The sequence below is a fragment of the Clostridium nigeriense genome (assembly GCF_050585265.1).
Taxonomy (GTDB): domain Bacteria; phylum Bacillota; class Clostridia; order Clostridiales; family Clostridiaceae; genus Clostridium; species Clostridium nigeriense_B.
On sequence record NZ_JBNOOE010000003.1, the window covers coordinates 118,821 to 137,557 of the forward strand.

General features: G+C 27.2%; 19 protein-coding genes and 1 riboswitch. All 19 genes read left to right on the forward strand.

Annotated elements, in window-relative coordinates:
* The first annotated feature begins 51 nt into the window (after nt 1–51).
* Nucleotides 52–159: riboswitch (TPP riboswitch) on the forward strand.
* Between the two features lie 169 nt (nt 160–328).
* The 19 genes from ACQPVP_RS04160 to ACQPVP_RS04250 all read left to right on the forward strand — a co-directional run bounded on the left by ACQPVP_RS04160 (nt 329) and on the right by ACQPVP_RS04250 (nt 18,602).
* Complete coding sequence (locus ACQPVP_RS04160) at nt 329–619, forward strand: thiamine-binding protein (protein WP_430840156.1); 291 nt, start codon at nt 329–331, stop codon at nt 617–619.
* Nucleotides 591–1,379 (forward strand): ABC transporter permease, encoded by a 789-nt coding sequence (locus ACQPVP_RS04165; protein WP_430847523.1) that lies wholly within the window; start codon nt 591–593, stop codon nt 1,377–1,379. The genes ACQPVP_RS04160 and ACQPVP_RS04165 overlap by 29 nt, the downstream gene beginning before the upstream one ends.
* Nucleotides 1,380–1,394: 15 nt before the next feature.
* Nucleotides 1,395–2,399, forward strand: a complete 1,005-nt coding sequence (locus ACQPVP_RS04170; protein ID WP_430847525.1) for an ABC transporter substrate-binding protein — start codon at nt 1,395–1,397, stop codon at nt 2,397–2,399.
* Complete coding sequence (locus ACQPVP_RS04175) at nt 2,380–3,102, forward strand: ABC transporter ATP-binding protein (RefSeq protein WP_430847527.1); 723 nt, start codon at nt 2,380–2,382, stop codon at nt 3,100–3,102. Before ACQPVP_RS04170 ends, ACQPVP_RS04175 begins: the two co-directional genes overlap by 20 nt.
* A gap of 346 nt (nt 3,103–3,448) precedes the next feature.
* Nucleotides 3,449–3,625, forward strand: a complete 177-nt coding sequence (locus ACQPVP_RS04180; RefSeq protein WP_430847529.1) for a DUF2292 domain-containing protein — start codon at nt 3,449–3,451, stop codon at nt 3,623–3,625.
* Between the two features lie 102 nt (nt 3,626–3,727).
* Nucleotides 3,728–4,765 carry a sulfate ABC transporter substrate-binding protein gene (locus ACQPVP_RS04185; protein ID WP_430847531.1) on the forward strand — a complete coding sequence of 346 codons (1,038 nt, stop codon included), beginning with the start codon at nt 3,728–3,730 and terminating at the stop codon, nt 4,763–4,765.
* Nucleotides 4,728–5,585, forward strand: coding sequence for a sulfate ABC transporter permease subunit CysT (gene cysT, locus ACQPVP_RS04190; RefSeq protein ID WP_430847759.1), 858 nt, complete (start codon nt 4,728–4,730; stop codon nt 5,583–5,585). The genes ACQPVP_RS04185 and cysT overlap by 38 nt, the downstream gene beginning before the upstream one ends.
* A 5-nt stretch (nt 5,586–5,590) precedes the next feature.
* Entirely contained in the window at nt 5,591–6,442 is an 852-nt protein-coding gene (gene cysW / locus ACQPVP_RS04195; protein WP_430847533.1) for a sulfate ABC transporter permease subunit CysW, read from the forward strand.
* Nucleotides 6,443–6,458: 16 nt separating this feature from the next.
* The gene (locus tag ACQPVP_RS04200; protein WP_430847535.1) at nt 6,459–7,553 is read left to right on the forward strand and encodes a sulfate/molybdate ABC transporter ATP-binding protein; all 1,095 of its coding nucleotides are present in this window, start codon (nt 6,459–6,461) and stop codon (nt 7,551–7,553) included.
* A gap of 9 nt (nt 7,554–7,562) precedes the next feature.
* A complete protein-coding gene (gene cysC, locus ACQPVP_RS04205; protein WP_430847537.1) occupies nt 7,563–8,153 on the forward strand; it encodes an adenylyl-sulfate kinase in 591 nt (196 codons plus the stop codon).
* A gap of 37 nt (nt 8,154–8,190) precedes the next feature.
* Complete coding sequence (locus ACQPVP_RS04210; RefSeq protein ID WP_430847539.1) at nt 8,191–9,876, forward strand: adenylyl-sulfate reductase subunit alpha; 1,686 nt, start codon at nt 8,191–8,193, stop codon at nt 9,874–9,876.
* The gene (locus tag ACQPVP_RS04215; protein WP_430847541.1) at nt 9,860–10,171 is read left to right on the forward strand and encodes a 4Fe-4S dicluster domain-containing protein; all 312 of its coding nucleotides are present in this window, start codon (nt 9,860–9,862) and stop codon (nt 10,169–10,171) included. Before ACQPVP_RS04210 ends, ACQPVP_RS04215 begins: the two co-directional genes overlap by 17 nt.
* A 52-nt stretch (nt 10,172–10,223) precedes the next feature.
* The gene (gene cysD, locus ACQPVP_RS04220; protein WP_430847543.1) at nt 10,224–11,024 is read left to right on the forward strand and encodes a sulfate adenylyltransferase subunit CysD; all 801 of its coding nucleotides are present in this window, start codon (nt 10,224–10,226) and stop codon (nt 11,022–11,024) included.
* A gap of 11 nt (nt 11,025–11,035) precedes the next feature.
* Entirely contained in the window at nt 11,036–12,730 is a 1,695-nt protein-coding gene (locus ACQPVP_RS04225) for a sulfate adenylyltransferase subunit 1 (protein ID WP_430847545.1), read from the forward strand.
* A gap of 219 nt (nt 12,731–12,949) precedes the next feature.
* Nucleotides 12,950–13,612, forward strand: coding sequence for a deoxynucleoside kinase (locus ACQPVP_RS04230; RefSeq protein ID WP_430847547.1), 663 nt, complete (start codon nt 12,950–12,952; stop codon nt 13,610–13,612).
* A gap of 155 nt (nt 13,613–13,767) precedes the next feature.
* Nucleotides 13,768–14,208 carry a hypothetical protein gene (locus ACQPVP_RS04235; protein WP_430847549.1) on the forward strand — a complete coding sequence of 147 codons (441 nt, stop codon included), beginning with the start codon at nt 13,768–13,770 and terminating at the stop codon, nt 14,206–14,208.
* Between the two features lie 162 nt (nt 14,209–14,370).
* Entirely contained in the window at nt 14,371–15,771 is a 1,401-nt protein-coding gene (locus tag ACQPVP_RS04240; RefSeq protein WP_430847551.1) for an MFS transporter, read from the forward strand.
* 277 nt (nt 15,772–16,048) lie between these two features.
* Complete coding sequence (locus ACQPVP_RS04245) at nt 16,049–17,344, forward strand: MFS transporter (protein ID WP_430847553.1); 1,296 nt, start codon at nt 16,049–16,051, stop codon at nt 17,342–17,344.
* A 211-nt stretch (nt 17,345–17,555) separates the two neighbouring features.
* Nucleotides 17,556–18,602 (forward strand): aldose epimerase family protein, encoded by a 1,047-nt coding sequence (locus tag ACQPVP_RS04250; protein WP_430847555.1) that lies wholly within the window; start codon nt 17,556–17,558, stop codon nt 18,600–18,602.
* Nucleotides 18,603–18,737: the final 135 nt, after the last annotated feature.

An 18,737-nucleotide genomic window follows, 5' to 3' on the forward strand; every position in this document is an offset into this window, starting at 1 on the left:
TAATAAACTTGACATTTATAACCAAGATGATAAAATAAAATTATAAACTTAATAATTTGTCTGGGGGGGCAGTGAACTGTCTGAGATAAAATTGATACTATTTTGACCCACAAACCTGATTTGGATAATGCCAACGTAGGGAGATTATGTATTGTTTTCAATTACAAATTAAGCTATCAAGCAGCGTTCTTAAGCAGGAATGCTGTTTTTTTGTTTTTGGAGAATTTATAAAAAATTAATAGATGCATTTTTTGGTAAATAATCATTCTATCAGATTTAAGATAATTACTTAAGTTAATATTAAATTAAATAAGAGGAGGAGAATTTTATGTCACTTTGTAATGTAAGCCTTCAAGTAATACCAACAGTTACTGAAGAAAGAATTTATCCTGTAGTGGACAAGGTTATAGAATATATAGCATCTACTGGAGTAAAATATGAGGTTGGAGCAATGGAAACTACAATGGAGGGTGAGCTGGATGTTTTACTAGAAATAGTAAAGAAAGCACAAGATATATGCGTTAATGAAGGCGCATCAAGAGTATGTTCTATGGTTAAAATTGACTATAAAGATGAAGGCGTGACTATGGATGAAAAAATCGGAAAATATAGAAAATAAATTAGCACCTATAATATTTTTAATAATCTTATTAATTATATGGGAAGGAATAGTTAGGGGCGGTGGAATAGAAAAATATATAATGCCAGCTCCTACAGATATTATAAAAGTCTTAATTAGTGATTTTAAAACTATGATACCTCATATTTTAGCTACATTATATGAAGGAGTTGTAGGATTTATAGTTGCTATAGGTCTATCTATAATATTAGCAATAATTATGGATATGGTGCCATTAATAAAAAAGGCTCTTTATCCAGTTTTAGTTATTTCACAAACTATACCAACTATTGCTTTAGCACCGCTTTTTATTATTTGGTTTGGATTTGGTGCATTACCTAAAATAATAGTAGTAGTTATTGTATGCTTTTTCCCAATAGTAATAAGCATAGTAGATGGATTAGAAGGTGTAGATAAGGATTTAATAAACCACTTTAAATTAATGGGAGCTTCTAAATTAAATATATTTGTACATTTAAAGCTTCCTTATGGAATGATAAATTTCTTTTCAGGAATGAGAATTGCAGCAACTTATAGTATTATGGGAGCCATAATTGGAGAATGGCTTGGAGGAGATAAAGGCCTTGGTGTATATATGACTAGAGCAAGAAGTGCCTATGCTTTAGATAAAATGTTTGCAGCTATAGTAATAATAGTAGCTATAAGTATGGGGATATTTATTTTAGTTTCAGTAATAGAAAAAATATTTACTCCGTGGAATAATGAAAAAAGGAAGAATACAAAAGGGGAAAATAATTAATTAGAGGTGGAAATAATGTTAAAAAAGAGAATAATATCAGTAGTATTAGCATCAATAATGTCATTAACTTTATTTGCAGGATGTAGCAAAAATGAAGAAGTAAAAAGTGAAGAAGATTTACAAAAGGTTACAGTAATATTAGATTGGACACCAAATACAAATCATACAGGCTTTTATGTAGCACAAGAAAAGGGTTATTATAAAGATTTAGGATTAGATGTTGAAATTATTCAACCATCAGAAGGATCATCGCTACAACTTTTAGCAGCTGGAAAGGGAGATTTTGCAGTTAGTTATCAAGAAGATTTAACTTATGCTAGAACATCAGATAGTCCATTACCAGTTATGGCAATAGCAGCTATAATACAACATAATACATCAGGTTTTGCTTCTCCTAAAGAAAAGGGAATAGAAACTGTAAAAGATTTTGAAAATAAAGTTTATGGTGGATGGGGGAGTCCATCAGAAGAAGCTATTTTAAAGACTGTTATGGAGAAGAATGGAGCAGATTTTAGTAAATTAAAGATGATTGATGCTGGGACAGAAGACTTTTTTATAGCAACTAAAAATAATTTAGATTTTGAGTGGACTTTTGAAGCATGGACAAATATTGAAGCTAGTCTTAGAGGCTTTGATATAAACTACATACCAGTTAGAGATTTAGATCCAGCTTTAGATTACTATACACCAATTATTGCTACTACTGAAGAGACAGTTAATAATAAAAAAGATTTAGCTAAAAAATTCATGGAAGCTACTACAAAAGGTTATGAATATGCTATAGCAAATCCTGAAGATGCTGCTAAGATATTAGTGAAAAATGTGCCAGAAATCAGTGAAGAACTAGCTATAGAAAGTCAAAAGTATCTTGCAGATAAGTATATGGAAGATACTAAAATTTGGGGACAAATGAAGGATAGCGTATGGGATAACTATACTAACTTCTTATATGAAAATAAATTAATAAATAAGGAAATGAAAGCAAGCGAGGCTTATACAAATGAATTCTTATCAGAATAAGATTTTATTAAAAAATGTTTCTAAATCCTTTGATGATATGGAAATATTAAGGGATATAAATATTGAAGTAAATGAAGGTGAACTAGTTTCTATACTTGGCCCATCAGGAAGTGGAAAAAGCACTATTTTTAATATATTAACTAACATTATTAAGAGTGATAAGGGTTTGGTAAAAGTAGATGGTAAATTAAGCTATATGTATCAAAAGGATATGATGGTTCCATGGAAAAGAGTAATAGATAATATAGGTATACCACTTATTTTTAAAGGAAAGAGTAAAAAAGAAAGTAGAGAAGAGGTAAAAAAGCATATAGAAGAATTTGGACTTGGTGGATTTGAATATAAATATCCGTCTCAATTATCAGGCGGTATGAAGCAAAGAGCTAACTTTTTAAAAACATATTTAACTACCAATGATATTATGCTTTTAGATGAGCCCTTTGGAGCATTAGATTCAATGACAAGAAGAAAAATGCAAAGGTGGCTCTTAGATTTAACTAAAGAGATGAACTCTACTATATTATTTATAACCCATGATATAGAAGAAGCAATATTACTCTCAAATAGAATATATATAATTTCAGAAAAACCTGCAGTTATAAAAGGTGAAATTAAGGTTAATTTACCTAAGGAAAGAAATGAAGATATTGTTACTAGCGAAGAGTTTATTAAGATAAAAAAAGATATAATAAATCTTATGTAATAGAAAAAGATTCATGCAAATTGCGTGAATCTTTTTATTTTAAATAATTAAAAATAAATTTTGTGAAATGGTTGACAAATTAACTAGCATAGAATAATATAATTACATAGTAAACCGATGGGAAAAATGTAAATAATTATAAGGGGGAGCTATTAATCAATAAAAAAATAATATTTAGAACTATAGTGGGGAGTGGTTATAAATATGACTAAAAATTATACTAGTACAAAATTAAGACAGGACGGAAATATAACGATTAGACAAATATTGAAAAAATTAAACAGAGTTTATAGTGGCACTTTAACAATAATTAAACAGGATGGTTATCCAATACAATATAATTTAAATGAAAAATTTTATTCTGGAGAGTATCTTTGTTGAACATGATATTAATATAGGAGAAGATAGTTTAAATTTCATTATAGAAACTTTGGATAAAATAGCTTACGGAAGTATAATAATTACAATGGATAAGGGACAGATTTCAAAAATTGAGAGAGAAGAAAAGTTTAGGTTAAAATAAATTTATAGATATTTAATATAAAGTTGACTAAAAAATTAGAGGCTTTATGAATATTAATTTTCATTAATATTCATAAAGCCTTTTTTGTTTGGGGGAATAGATATGTTAAAAAATAAAATAATAATAGGATTTTCCATATTGGGGTTAATATCCATAGGTTCATTTATAGCTTGTGGAAATATGAAAGAAGAAAATACAGAAAGTAAGGAAATAACTTTATTGAACGTTTCTTACGATCCAACTAGAGAACTATATGAAAGTTTTAATGAGGCTTTTTCAAAATATTATGAAGAAAAGACAGAAATAAAAGTTAATATACAACAATCTCATGGGGGCTCAGGATCACAAGCAAGATCTGTAATAGATGGCTTAGAGGCAGATGTAGTTACATTAGCATTGGCAGCGGACATAGATTCATTAAATAGCAAACAAGAACTTATAGCAAGTGATTGGCAAAGTAGGCTACCAAATAATTCAACACCGTATACATCAACTATAGTTTTTCTTGTTAGAAAGGGAAATCCTAAAAATATAACGGATTGGGATGATTTAATAAAGCAAGATGTAAATATAATAACTCCTAATCCAAAGACATCTGGAGGAGCTAGGTGGAACTATCTATCAGCTTGGGGATATGCTTTAAAAGAAAATAATAATGATGAAAATAAGGCAAAAGAATTTATAAGTAGTTTATATAAAAATGTTAGTGTTCTGGATTCAGGTGCTAGGCAAGCTACAACAACTTTTGTTCAAAATAATATTGGAGACGTACTAATTTCTTGGGAAAATGAAGCATTACTAGCCATAAATGAAAAGGGGGATGGAGATTTTGAAATAATAGTTCCATCAATAAGTATATTAGCAGAGCCACCTGTAGCAGTAGTAGATTCAGTAGTTAAAAAGAAAGGGACTGAAGAAATAGCAGAGGAATATTTAAAGTATTTGTATTCAGATGAAGGGCAAGAAATAGCAGCTGAAAATTATTATAGACCTAGAAATCAAGAAATTTTAAATAAATATAAAGATAAATTTGCAAACTTAGAGTTATTTACGATAGAAGAATTTGGTGGGTGGGAAGAAGCTCAAAAAAAACATTTTAATGATGGAGGTATATTTGATGAAATTTATAAAAAAGAATAAAAATGTACCTGGTTTTAACTTAACTATAGGTTTTACTGTATTTTATATTAGTATTTTAATTTTAATTCCTCTATCTACAGTATTTTTTAATACTTTTAAAATGGGATTTAGTGAATTTATGGAAATAGTTACTGATGAAAGAGTAGTACATTCCTATTATATTTCTTTTGGCACATCATTTTTAGCATCAATAATTAATTTGTTTTTTGGTTTATTAATAGCTTGGGTATTAGTTAGATATAAATTTTTAGGAAGTAAAATAATTGATTCTATAGTAGATATACCATTTGCTTTGCCAACAGCGGTAGCAGGTATAGCCCTTACAAATTTATATGCTCCTAACGGCATTATAGGGAAAGTATTTATTAATATGGGAGTGAAGATAGCATTCACTCCTATTGGAATAACACTAGCATTAGTTTTTATAGGACTTCCTTTTGTAGTTAGAACTGTTCAACCAGTTTTAGAAAATATAGATTTAGAATGTGAAGAAGCTTCATTATGTTTAGGAGCAAGTGGGTTTAAAACTTTTTTTAAGGTCATTTTACCAGAATTGATACCAGCATTAATAACAGGATTTACGTTATCCTTTGCAAGAGCTTTAGGAGAATATGGATCAGTCGTATTTATAGCAGGAAATATACCAATGGAAACTGAAATAACTCCACTTCTAATAAGAGCCAAATTAGAGCAATATGATTACAATGGAGCAACAGCGATTGCATTAGTTCTACTAGTTTCATCTTTTATAATTTTATTTTCTATTAACCTTCTTCAATGGATAAGTAAAAGAAAGAAGTTAGCAGTACTGGAGGGATAAGAAGCATGAAAGTATGGAAATTAAAAAATGGTAGATATGAAAATAGGATAATTAAATATTTTCTTATAAGTGTAGCTTTACTTTATATATTTTTAATTCTTGTAGTTCCTATAATTTCAGTTTTTCTAAAAGCTTTTGAAAATGGTATTAAACCTTATTTTGATGCCATTACTGATGAATATACATTAAAAGCTTTAAAACTAACTTTATTAACAATAGTAATTACAGTTCCTATAAATACTACCTTTGGTATAGTAGCTGCCTTTGCAATAGCAAAATTCGAATTTAAGGGAAAGAGTCTTTTATTATCTATTCTAGATTTGCCTTTTGCTGTATCACCAGTAATTGCAGGACTAATGTTTGTTCTTTTATTTAGTACGAATCATGGTTATTTAGGAGAGTTCTTAAATGAAAATAATATAAAAATAATTTTTGCTCCACCTGGAATAATAATTGCAACTTTATTTGTTACTATGCCTTTTGTAGCTAAAGAGTTAATACCTTTAATGGAATCCTTGGGAAATAATGAAGAAGAAGCTGCTACTATTTTAGGAGCAAGTGGATGGAAGACCTTCTTAATGGTGACATTACCAAATATAAAATGGGGGTTATTTTATGGAATTATTTTATCAACTTCAAGAGCAGCAGGAGAATTTGGAGCTGTATCAGTTGTTTCTGGACATATAAGAGGACTAACTAATACAATACCTCTTCATATAGAAGTGCTTTATAACGAATATCAGTATAATGCAGCATTTTCTGTTGCTTCAATTTTAACTATTATTGCAGTTGTTAATTTGATTATAAAGAATATATCAGAATGGAAAGTTAAAGAGTTAAATAAGGCTAAGGAGTAAGGTGGAGGGGATTTAATTGAGTATAGAAATTAAAGAGATAAGTAAAAAATTTGGGAATTTTAATGCCCTAGATAATATAAATTTGAAAATTGAAACTGGTGAATTAGTTGCGTTACTAGGACCATCCGGCTCAGGAAAAACTACTTTGCTTAGAATTATAGCAGGACTTGAAGAAGGTGATAAAGGAATAATACTTTTTGATGGATTAGATAATACAAATAAAAAAACTAAAGAAAGAAATGTTGGATTTGTTTTTCAACATTATGCTCTTTTTAAACAAATGAATGTTTTTGAAAATGTAGCCTTTGGATTAAAGGTAAAAAAGAAAAAATCAAGACTGAGTAAAGAAAAAATAAATGAAAAGGTTACGGAATTATTGACTTTAGTAAAAATGGAAAATATGGCTAATAGATATCCTAATCAATTATCAGGGGGGCAAAAACAAAGAATAGCCTTAGCTAGAGCTTTAGCAGTTGAACCAAGAGTACTTTTGTTAGATGAGCCTTTTGGAGCTTTAGATGCAAAGGTAAGAAAAGAATTACGAAGATGGCTTAGAAAGCTCCATGAAGAATTTAATATAACTAGTGTTTTTGTGACTCATGATCAAGAAGAAGCTCTAGATGTTGCAGATAGAATAGTTGTATTAAATGGAGGGAGAATAGAACAAGTTGGAACTCCAGAAGAAGTATACGATAATCCATCAAATGAGTTTGTTTATAATTTTTTGGGAAATGTTAATTTGTTTCATAAAAGAATTCAGAACAATGAGGATAAGAAAGGAAATTTTATATTAAATAAGGATTCTAAAGAGTTATATACAAATATTTATGATGACTATGAAGCTAAGGAAATAAATGAAATTAGTTACGTAAGACCACATGATATTGAAATTTTATTAGAAAATGAAGAGGGAGCTATAAAAAGTAAAATTACTTTTATAAGAGCAGTAGGACCAGTAGTAAATATTGAACTAATTAGGCTTGATAATAGTGAAATTATAGAAGCACAGATAAATAAGGATGATTATAGGGTATTAAATATTAAAGTAGGACAAGAAGTCTATTTTAGACCTAAGGATATAACAACTTTTATAATAGATTATACTATTTAGGAGATTATTATGGAAAGAAATATAGTTTGGCAAAATACAAAAATAAGTAAAAAACATAGAGAAGAATTATTAAATCAAAAGGGAGTGGTTCTTTGGTTTACAGGATTGTCAGGAGCCGGAAAATCTACAATAGCCTCTTTTTTAGAAGAGTTTTTAATTAAAAGAGGAAAATTAACCTATTTATTAGATGGAGATAATTTAAGACATGGATTAAACAAGGATTTAAGTTTTTCATATGAAGATAGGAAAGAAAATATAAGAAGAGTGTCAGAAGTATGTAAATTATTTCAAGATTCAGGAATTATAACAATAGCATCATTTATATCTCCATCAAAAGAAGATAGATATATGGCGAGGAATATTATAGGAGATAATTTTATTGAAGTTTTTGTAAAATGTCCGTTAGATGTATGTGAGAGAAGAGATCCTAAGGGATTATATAAGAAAGCTAGAAATGGAGAAATAAAAGACTTTACTGGAATAGATTCAGAATATGAAGAGCCTGACAATTCTGAGATAGTAATAGATACCTATAAGAATTCTATAATGAAGTCTTTATCAGAAATAATATATATTCTAGAAAAGAAAAATCTAATTTAATAATTAATATTAAATTAGATAAGATTAGAGGTGAATTATGGAGTTTAAAATAGAAAAGATAGAAACTGATATTTTAATTGTAGGAGGGGGCACAGCGGGATGTTATGCAGGAATAACCTTAGGTGATACAAGTAATAAAAAAGTTTTAATAGTAGATAAAGCAAATATAAAAAGAAGTGGGTGTCTTGCAGCAGGAGTAAATGCTATAAATGGCTATTTAAATAATGGAGAAAGTGAAGAAAGTTATTTAAATAATGTTATAAAGGAAGGAGCATCTATAGTAAGAGAAGATTTAGTTTACTCTATTGCAGAAAATTTAAATAAGGTTACTAATAGATTAGAAGAGTTTGGAGTTGCTATTTTAAAAGATGAAAATAATAACTATATTCCTCGTGGGAAAAGAAGTATAAAAATAAATGGAGAAAATATAAAACTTATTTTATCAAATGAAGTAAAAAAGAAAAAAAATATAAAAGTATTAAATAACTTAAATATTGTAGATTTTATTATTAAAGAAAATAGAGTAATAGGGGTTATTGGATTTTCTGTGAAAGAAGACATTTTCTATTTAATATATAGCAAAGGAGTAATTTGTACTACAGGTGGAGCTTCAGGTATTTATAAACCTAATAATCCTGGATTTTCAAAACATAAAATGTGGTATAGTCCCTTTAATACAGGAGGTGGATATGCGATGGGAATAAGAGCAGGAGCAGAGATGACCACCTTTGAAATGAGATTTATAGCTTTAAGATGTAAGGATACAATTGCACCAACAGGGACAATTGCACAAGGATTAAAAGCAAGACAAGTCAATAGATATGGTGAAGAATATATAAATAATTATGGAGAAAATATAACTTCAATTAGATTATATAGCACTATAGAAGAAAATAAAAAAGAAAGAGGTCCATGTTATTTAAAAACAGTAGGTATAGAAGAGAAAGTAGAAAAAGATTTATATAAATCTTATTTAAATATGGCTCCTTCTCAAACTTTAAAGTGGATTGATAGTGGGAGTGGACCTAGATATAAAAATGTAGAGATAAGTGGAACTGAACCATATATAGTTGGAGGACACAGTGCTAGTGGATATTGGGTAGATATAAATAGGCGTACAACGATTAAAGGATTATATGCAGGTGGAGATGTAGTTGGTGGATCACCTAAAAAGTATGTAACAGGAGCTTTAGTTGAAGGAGAAATAGCAGCTAAGTCTGTGTTGAAATATATAGAAGATATTAAAATCCAGCATTTAAATAAAAGTGAAATAAGTAAGCTTTTTGATTCTTTGTTTAAGTTTAGAAGTTGTAAAGTTATAAATTATAAGATAAATGAAATAGAAGAAGAAATGCAAGATATTATGGACAAGTATGCTGGAGGAATATCAACATTTTATGAATATACAAATAATAGTTTAAAAATTGCAGAAGATAAAATAGATAAATTACTTTCTTCAAGTAATTTATTAAAAGCAGAAGATAATTATGAATTAATGCTTATTTGTGAATTAATAGATAGATTATATGTGGCTAAAGTTTTAATAAAACATATGAAGGCAAGAAAGGAAACTAGATGGAGAAGTTATGGGGAAAATAAGGATTACCCTAATATAGATAATAACTATTTTAAATATGTAAATTCTGTGTATAAGGATAAAAAAGTAGAAATTATTTATAGAGATATAGTAAAAAAAGGAGAGCTTTATGAGCATACGAATTAATAAAGATAAGTGTGTTGGATGTAATAAGTGTATAGAAATTTGTCCTGGAAGTCTTATTTATAAAAATGAAGTTAATAAGGCTTATATAAAATATGAAGAAAGTTGTTGGGGATGTACAGCTTGTTTAAAAGAATGTAATGTGGAGGCAATAGAATATTATTTAGGACAAGATATAGGGGGACAAGGAGCCTATATGACAGTAAAAGAAAAAAATAAAAATTTAATATGGAAGATTTATAAAGATGATGAGGTATTTGAAATAACTACTAATAGAGTAGAATCCAATAGATATTAACAAAAATATTTTTAATTTGCTGTTTTCTTGACAGCTACAAGGGGGAGATTTTATGGATCATTTAGATAGATTAGAAGCTCAAAGTATTTATATTTTAAGAGAGGCTTATAAGAAATTCGGAAAACTTGGGATGCTTTGGTCAATAGGAAAGGATTCTACAGTGTTATTATGGCTTGCACGAAAGGCATTCTTTGGATATTGTCCATTTCCATTTATTCATGTTGACACAACTTATAAAATTCCAGCCATGATAGAATATAGGGATAAAATTGCTAAAGAATTAGGATTAAATTTAATAGTTCATACTAATGAAGAAGCTGTAAAAAATGGAATGGGGCCAAGTAAAGGTAGGTTAGTTTGTTGTAAGGCGTTAAAAACAGATGCTCTTCAAGAAGTAATAAATAAATATGAATTTGAAGGGTTAATTTTAGGAATAAGAAGAGATGAAGAAGGATCTAGATCAAAGGAGAGAGTCTTTAGTGAAAGAAATAGAGATTCAAAATGGGATTATACAAATCAACCACCAGAATTATGGGATCAATTTAAAACAGACTTTCCAAAGGGAAATCATATAAGGGTACATCCAATACTTCATTGGAATGAAATAGATATATGGGAGTATATAAAAAGAGAAAATATTCCACTTATAGATTTATATTTTTCTAAAAAGGGTAGAAGATATAGGAGTTTAGGATGTGCTGAATGTACAGGAACTATAGATTCTAATGCTTCAACTATTGATGAAATTATAAATGAACTTAAAGAAACAAAAACTTCTGAAAGAGCAGGAAGAGCCCAAGATCAAGAAGATTCTTATGCAATGCAAAAATTACGTAAAGAAGGATATATGTAGGGGGAAGAAATATGAGTAGTGGAGAAGTTTTAAGGATAGTGGCAGTTGGACATGTGGATCATGGAAAGTCAACAGTAATAGGAAGATTACTTTATGATACTAATTCTATAACTGAAGGAGTAATTAATAAGGTGAAAAAAGTTTGTGAAGAGGATGGTAAAGTATTTGAATATGCATTCTTATTAGATGCTTTTGAGGAAGAGCAAAAGCAAGGAATAACTATAGATACAACAGAAATAAAATTTAAAAGTGAAAAAAGAGATTATGTAATAATAGATGCACCTGGGCATAAAGAATTTTTAAAAAACATGATATCTGGAGCAGCAAGTGCAGAAGGAGCACTTTTAATAATTGATAGTAATGAGGGAATACAAGAACAGTCTAAAAGACATGGTTATATTTTATCATTACTTGGAATAAAACAAGTTTATGTCCTTGTAAATAAAATGGATTTAATTAATTATGATGAAGATAAATTTAATAATATTAAGTTAGAAATGAATAAGTTTTTAGAGAATTTAGGTGTATATCCTAAAAAATATATTCCTATTTCAGCTTATTATGGGGAGAATCTATCAAGAAAATCCAATAAGATGAATTGGTACAATGGTGAAACTGTTTTAGAAGCATTAGATTTATTTACAAAGGAAAGAGGACTAGAAGACAAGGAACTTAGACTTCCAATACAAGATGTTTATAAATTTGATGATAGAAGAATAATAGCAGGTAGAATAGAATCGGGGAAGATAGCTGCAGGGGATGAAGTTTTAATATCACCAAGTAATAAAATTACTAGGGTAAAATCTATAGAATATTTCTTAGACGAAGATAAAAGAAGAATAGAAGAGACAGGAAGAAGTATAGGAATTATATTAGAAGATGAATTTTATAATAAAAGAGGAGAAATTATTTCACATACTACTTCAAAGCCATTAACTGGAGATACCATAGAAGCAAATATAATATGGATGGGTAAAAATAATTTAGATAAGAATAAAAAGTATAAATTAAAGTTAGTTACTCAAGAGGTAGAATGCGAAATTATTTCTATAGATAAAGTAATAGATGCTACAACTTTAGAAGAGTTAATTGATGTAAAGGAAGTAAAATTAAATGATGTAGCTCAAGTTATAATTAAAACTAAGGGAATAATATCTTTTGATAAATTTAGTGAAAATAATTCTATGGGAAGGTTTGTTATAATAGATGAGTACGATGTAAGTGGAGGAGGGATAATATCTACTTTAAAGATAGGCAAAGAGAGTATAGGAACAATTTTTATTAAGGAAAATATAGAAATAAATTTAGATATTTTTGAAGAATATTATATTATTCTACCTGGAGAAAGTATAAGTAAGGTTAATACAAAGAAAAATATATTTAGAATTGGAGAATCAGTTGATATAGAGGGAGAAACATTCCATTATGGAGAAAATTTTGATATTCTAAGTGTTGATAAGAATATGGTGGTAAAAATAAGAGAGAAAAAATTGAATGACATAGTATATTTAGATAAATATAATTATGAAATTTATAATATAATAAATGAAAAAGGATTTAGAATAAAAATAAATAATAATGAGGAATTATATAGATACGTAGAAGAATATAAAGCTTTAGTTTCTTTAAATCATAAGCTGATAGATTTTTATAATAAGTGGTTGGATTTTTCTTCATTTAGGAATATTAAATATTTAGAGAGTTAAACTATTAATTGGTAAGTGAGTAGATACTTGTTACAGCTGCTTTTTGTCTTTAAAAAATTATATTAGATGATAAATTTCGAAGATTTAGAAAAATACAATATATAGTATAAAAATTATTTCTAATACAATATATAGTACAAAAAATAAAAGTCAAGTCTTGAAAGTGATTTTTTTATTATGTAATATAGAGAAAGACAAAAAGTAAAGGATAGGTGAAGCATGTTGATAGTTGTTGGAGGTATGATTGGACTTGGTAAAAGTTCTGTTGCTGAAATTTTAGGAAATCATTTTAATTCAGATGTATTTTATGAAAGTGTAGATGATAATCCTATATTACCTTTATTCTATAGTGAAAGTGAAAAAGAAATTCAAAAAAATAGATATCCATTTTTATTACAACTATATTTCTTAAATACAAGATTCAAGAGTATAAAGGAAGCACTAGTAAATAATAATAATGTTTTAGATAGATCAATATATGAAGATTGGTATTTTGCTAAAAAGAATATGGAACTTGGAAGAATTAATGAATTAGAAATGAAAATATATGAAGATCTTTTACACAATATGTTAGAAGAATTAGAAGAGCTTCCAAAGAAGGCACCAGATATTATGGTTTATTTAAAGGGATCCTTTGAAACTGTTCTGAATAGAATAGCATTAAGAGGTAGGGAGTTTGAAATAGATGAAAGCTTAAAAGAATATTATAATTTCCTATGGAAGGATTATGATGCATGGGTAGAAAATTGTTATAATGCATCTGAAGTTCTAATAATAGATATGGATAAGATGGATGTTGTAAATAATGAAACGGATAAAGACAAGCTAATAAAATTAGTTGAAGAGAAGCTTAGAGAAGTTAGAAAAAATAAAAAATTATAATATAAGTATATATAATTAGAGTGAATTATTTAAATTTGCTCTAATTTTTTTGTAAAAAATAAAATAATTGAAGCTTTAGAAAAATGTTAGAATTATTTAAAGGGATTTGTAAGATTTAAATGATAGTATAGAGGAAAAGAGAGTAGGAGAGATATATGGAAAATGATATTAAAGAAAAGTTAGAATTAAAGATAAAAAAAATAGCTGTAATTATATTAATTATAGTAAATATAATTGTAAGTTTATGCTTAAATTTTAATGAAATTCTAATAGGAGGTCCTATAAGTAGTAAAAATATAATAGTATCTATAGGATATTTATTAGTATGGATTTTATGTATAGTATTAGCAAAATATTTAAAAAGTAAAAATTTGTTAAAAATATTTTTAGGATTTTGGATAGTTAATTTATTTATGTATATCTTAGTAATGATTTTATTGAATTTTAGTTTTTATCCTAAAATATTTATGATTTTTGTAATAATTTTCAGTGGACCTATGCAAGGTATATACATGGGGAATAGTATTATTACAATAAGTATAATATATATTTTAATAAGCATATTTATTTATTATATAATCAAGAAAGAAAAATAAATAAGAGGTAGTATAGAACTTTTATGATAATATGAAAATTTTAAAGATAATTTTCTAGGATTAACCAAAATTAAATTATATGTAATTTTTCATGAATTTTCATTTAAGGAAAATAGTAGTACAATGTAAAAATTGACTGATTTTTTACAAGGAGATGAAAAAATGAAAAGAGAATGGACGATATTATTAGTAATTCTACCAATGATCTTTATGACCACGCTAGATAGTAGTATAGTGAACGTTGCATTACCAACTATGGCTAAGGAACTTGGAACTACTATGGCTGGAATAGAATGGGTAGTTACTAGTTATCTTATAGCGATATGTGCATTAATTTTATTATTTGGGAGGTTTGGAGATGTAATTGGAAAAAGTAGGGTATTTAGGTTTGGAGTAGCAGTATTTACAATAGGATCTTTACTTTGCGGTTTATCTAATTCATTAATAACTTTAATTATAGCAAGAGTAATTCAAGCAGTAGGGGCTGCTGCTGCTATGGCTACTAATCAAGGAATAATAACAGAAGTATTTCCTTCTTCAGAAAGGGGCAGAGCATTAGGACTTACAGGGACAGCAGTTGCTTTAGGAACTATGGTAGGACCTACATTAGGAGGATTAATTGTTTCGGTAGCTCCTTGGAAATACATATTTTTAATAAATATACCTATAGGTATTTTGGTTTATATTTCTATAATTAAGACATTAAACTTTAAAAAAGATTATACTAAAATAAATTTTGATTTAAAAGGAAGTATTATATTTATTATTTCAATTATATTACTTTTCTGTTCAATAAATTTTGGGCAAAGTATTGGATTTACTAATCCTATTATAATTGGAGCATTTAGTATATCGCTTATATTATTATTTATATTTATTAAAAGTGAAGGAAAAGCTAGTAGCCCAATGTTAGATATAAATATATTTAAAAATAAATTATTTTCATTAAGTATATTCTGTGGATTTACTTCTTTTATTGCATTAGGAGCAATGAATATAATTTTACCATTTTATCTTCAAGATGTATTAAGTTTAACACCAAGAGCTGCAGGTTTTATGATGACAGTTTCACCTATAGTTTTATTTATAGTAGCACCTATAAGTGGACATTTATCTGATAAGGTTGGAAGTGAAAAAATATCAGCTTTAGGATTAAGTATTATGACTTTAGCCTTCTTTTCATTAGCTATTTTTAAGGAAGATACACCTCTGTTTTTAGTAGGACTTCTTATAGGTTTAGTATCTCTTGGTAGTGGAATGTTTCAATCACCAAATAACTCTTTAATAATGTCTACAGTTGATAAGAGTAAGCTTGGAATTGCAGGAAGTATAAATGGTCTAATAAGAAATTTAGGAATAACAGTAGGAATAGCATTCTCTACAAGTCTTTTGTATACGATGATGAGTAGTAAAATAGGTTATAAGGTTTCTGGCTTTGTTGAAGGAAGAGCTGATGTATTTATTTATGCAATGAGATTTGTATTTATAGGCATTGCTATAATTAGTTTAATTGGAGCTATATTAACTTTATTAAGAGTATTAAGAAAAGAAGATGTAGTTTAGAATAAATGGAGTTGTTTATAAAAACAGCTCCATTTATAATTTGCTTATTAATTTTATAAATAAAGATTTGTAAGTTTCTTTGAGTTAAAAGGAATAAATATAGAAAAATAAATATACATTTTATTAAAAAATTTATTTACTGATATAATAATGTTACTATATAATTGTATTATATTATAATAAATGGATATTTTAGGTGATATTTAAGTGAAATAATGTTATGAATATCTAATTATAAAAATTAAATACACTTTAGCAATAGAGCAAAGGGGGAAATATGAAATTTAAACTTTTAAAAGAAAAAAACTTTTCACTTTTAATGTTTGGGAAAATCACATCTTTAATCGGTTCTTACATGCAGAGTTTTGCATTATCACTATTTGTATTAAGTACTACAGGCTCTGCTACAAAATTTGCATCTATCCTTGCTGTTTCATTAATTCCAGGTTTAATTGTATCACCTATTTCGGGAGTAATTGTAGACTGGTTTTATAGAAAGAATATATTGATTTTTTTAGATTTGGCAAGTGGGGTAGTAGTAAGTATTTTTGCTATTATTTATTTTATTACTGGAGAAATGTCTTTAATTAATATTTATATTTTAGTTATAACACTTTCTTTGATTTCAACCTTAGATAATCCAACTCTTCAAACTATAATTCCAACCATAACAAAAAAAGAAGACTTAGTTGAAGCTAATGCATTAAATTCACTATTAATGGCTATTGGTAATGTAATTTCACCAGCTATTGCAGCACTAGTATATGGTAGCTTTGGATTAAAGGGTGTTTTTATAGTAAATGCTATTACATTTTTTGTATCAGCTATTTCAGAAATCTTCTTAGTTATTCCTAGAAATATAAAGTCAAAAGGGAAATTATCTTTAAATAAATTTGCTTCGGAATTTAAAGATGGAATTGGATTTATATTAAAGAAAAGAGATATTATAAATATTGTAAGCTTAGCTGTAATATTAAATTTTGCTTTAGGTTCTTTTACTATTGGTTCGGCATATATTAGTAAGATTATTTTAGAGGTATCAGATATACAATATGGTATAGTGGATACTTTTGCTGTGGCAGGGATGATTTTAGCCACTTTTATTGTAGGGAGGCTTTCAAAGAAGTATTCTTTAGGTAAAAATTTATACGGAAGTTTAATAATATCATCAGTACTCTTATCAGGATATGCTATTGTAGCTTTAAAACCATTAGTAGCCATTGAAAATTCTATTTTTTATTTATATTTATTAATGCTAATAATCACATTAACTATGTGTATATTTATTGGTATTGCAAATACCCTTTTAAGTTCAGGGATTCAATCAATAGTTCCTTTAGAGTTTTTAGGAAGAGTATCAACCGTTGTTTCAACAGGATGTATGATAGCTTCACCTTTGAGTAGTATGGTTTATGGATATCTTTTTGATAAAATTAGTGTTTCAAGTATATTTCTAATTTCTTCAGGAATAATGATTATAGCAATGTTATTATTTAGAAAATCATTACTTAAAATAAATCTTGAGGAAGAGAAAAAGGAAGGGAAATGTGAAGTTGATGCTGAACCAGTTTAGTGATGAAATTAGATAAAAATTTAATTATATAAACTTATTAAAAAATATCGTAACTTTAGAGCTACGATATTTTTTTAGATATATTTTTTTATAATACTAAATTTATAATGTTTACAAAAGATAAAATAATTATCAATATATAATTGTACTTACTAAAATTATATATTGACAATATAGTACTTACAATTTCATGGTGGAGGGAGTATAGAGAATGGAAATAAGAGAGAAACTATTAGAGACTAAGAAATATAAATATAATTATATTGAATTGCTCAATGATAATAATATTTCTATAAAAATTTTAGATTTAGGAGCAATTATAACTGAGATAAATACACCAGATAGAGAAGGAAATATTGAGAATATAGTATTAACATTTGAAGATTATGATACCTATTTAAAAAATCCTGGTTATTTAGGTACTATAATTGGAAGAAATTCTGGAAGAGTAGGTAATGGAGAATTTGAAATACAGGGAGAGTTATATAAGCTAGAAAAGAATGAAGGTAATAATACATTACATGGTGGGTTTAATGGATTTAATTTTAAAAGATTTGACTTTAAAACATTTAAAAATAATCATGAAGTTGGAGTAATATTTTCATATTTGAGTTTAGAAGGTGAGGGTGGTTTTCCTGGAGAAGTTTTAGTGAAAATAAAATATACATTAAATAATGAAAATGAATTTAAAATATCCTATGAAGGAAAAACCAATAAAAAAACTATTCTAAATATGACAAACCATTCTTATTTTAATTTGAGTGGAAATGCTAAAAGAAAAATAACTGAACATCTATTGTATATTGATTCTGATAAAATAACGGAGATAGATAATGAATCAATAGTAACTGGTAAAATGATTGATGTTAGCAATACTCCTTTTGATTTTAGAGAGCCTAAAAAAGTAGGACAAGATGTATATAAAGATTACTATCAATTAAATATAACAAGGGGATATGATCATTATTTTGAACTTAATAATAATGATGAAGAGAAAAAAATTATAGAACTATATGATGAAGAATCTGGAAGATGTTTAGAAATATATACAAATTGTAATGGAGTTGTTGTATATAGTTGTAATTACTTAAATAATAAAAGACTTTCAATTGGAAGAGAACTAGAGTTTAAAGATGCTATATGTCTTGAAACACAAAATATACCTATAGGAAGAAATAATTTATTTATTGAAGATTCTATAATAGATAGTAATGAATTATATTCAAAAGAAACAATTTATAAGATTACTATAAAGTAATAATATTAAATAAAAAAATGAGTATTAATTTAATAAAATTAACACTCATTTTTTACAGTTTGTTGAAAAACCCCCTGTTGATAAACAGAGGGTTTTTCTTGCATAATTGATATTAATGTATAGAGAACTATAAAA

What these genes read in the sequence shown, in the direction of transcription:
- ACQPVP_RS04160 (WP_430840156.1), top strand. Translation starts at nt 329, where the DNA reads ATGTCACTTTGTAATGTAAGCCTTCAAGTAATACCAACAGTTACTGAA.
- ACQPVP_RS04165 (WP_430847523.1), top strand. Translation starts at nt 591, where the DNA reads ATGAAAAAATCGGAAAATATAGAAAATAAATTAGCACCTATAATATTT.
- ACQPVP_RS04170 (WP_430847525.1), top strand. Translation starts at nt 1,395, where the DNA reads ATGTTAAAAAAGAGAATAATATCAGTAGTATTAGCATCAATAATGTCA.
- ACQPVP_RS04175 (WP_430847527.1), top strand. Translation starts at nt 2,380, where the DNA reads ATGAATTCTTATCAGAATAAGATTTTATTAAAAAATGTTTCTAAATCC.
- ACQPVP_RS04180 (WP_430847529.1), top strand. Translation starts at nt 3,449, where the DNA reads ATGAAAAATTTTATTCTGGAGAGTATCTTTGTTGAACATGATATTAAT.
- ACQPVP_RS04185 (WP_430847531.1), top strand. Translation starts at nt 3,728, where the DNA reads ATGTTAAAAAATAAAATAATAATAGGATTTTCCATATTGGGGTTAATA.
- cysT (WP_430847759.1), top strand. Translation starts at nt 4,728, where the DNA reads ATGGAGGTATATTTGATGAAATTTATAAAAAAGAATAAAAATGTACCT.
- cysW (WP_430847533.1), top strand. Translation starts at nt 5,591, where the DNA reads ATGAAAGTATGGAAATTAAAAAATGGTAGATATGAAAATAGGATAATT.
- cysC (WP_430847537.1), top strand. Translation starts at nt 7,563, where the DNA reads ATGGAAAGAAATATAGTTTGGCAAAATACAAAAATAAGTAAAAAACAT.
- ACQPVP_RS04210 (WP_430847539.1), top strand. Translation starts at nt 8,191, where the DNA reads ATGGAGTTTAAAATAGAAAAGATAGAAACTGATATTTTAATTGTAGGA.
- ACQPVP_RS04215 (WP_430847541.1), top strand. Translation starts at nt 9,860, where the DNA reads ATGAGCATACGAATTAATAAAGATAAGTGTGTTGGATGTAATAAGTGT.
- cysD (WP_430847543.1), top strand. Translation starts at nt 10,224, where the DNA reads ATGGATCATTTAGATAGATTAGAAGCTCAAAGTATTTATATTTTAAGA.
- ACQPVP_RS04225 (WP_430847545.1), top strand. Translation starts at nt 11,036, where the DNA reads ATGAGTAGTGGAGAAGTTTTAAGGATAGTGGCAGTTGGACATGTGGAT.
- ACQPVP_RS04230 (WP_430847547.1), top strand. Translation starts at nt 12,950, where the DNA reads ATGTTGATAGTTGTTGGAGGTATGATTGGACTTGGTAAAAGTTCTGTT.
- ACQPVP_RS04235 (WP_430847549.1), top strand. Translation starts at nt 13,768, where the DNA reads ATGGAAAATGATATTAAAGAAAAGTTAGAATTAAAGATAAAAAAAATA.
- ACQPVP_RS04240 (WP_430847551.1), top strand. Translation starts at nt 14,371, where the DNA reads ATGAAAAGAGAATGGACGATATTATTAGTAATTCTACCAATGATCTTT.
- ACQPVP_RS04245 (WP_430847553.1), top strand. Translation starts at nt 16,049, where the DNA reads ATGAAATTTAAACTTTTAAAAGAAAAAAACTTTTCACTTTTAATGTTT.
- ACQPVP_RS04250 (WP_430847555.1), top strand. Translation starts at nt 17,556, where the DNA reads ATGGAAATAAGAGAGAAACTATTAGAGACTAAGAAATATAAATATAAT.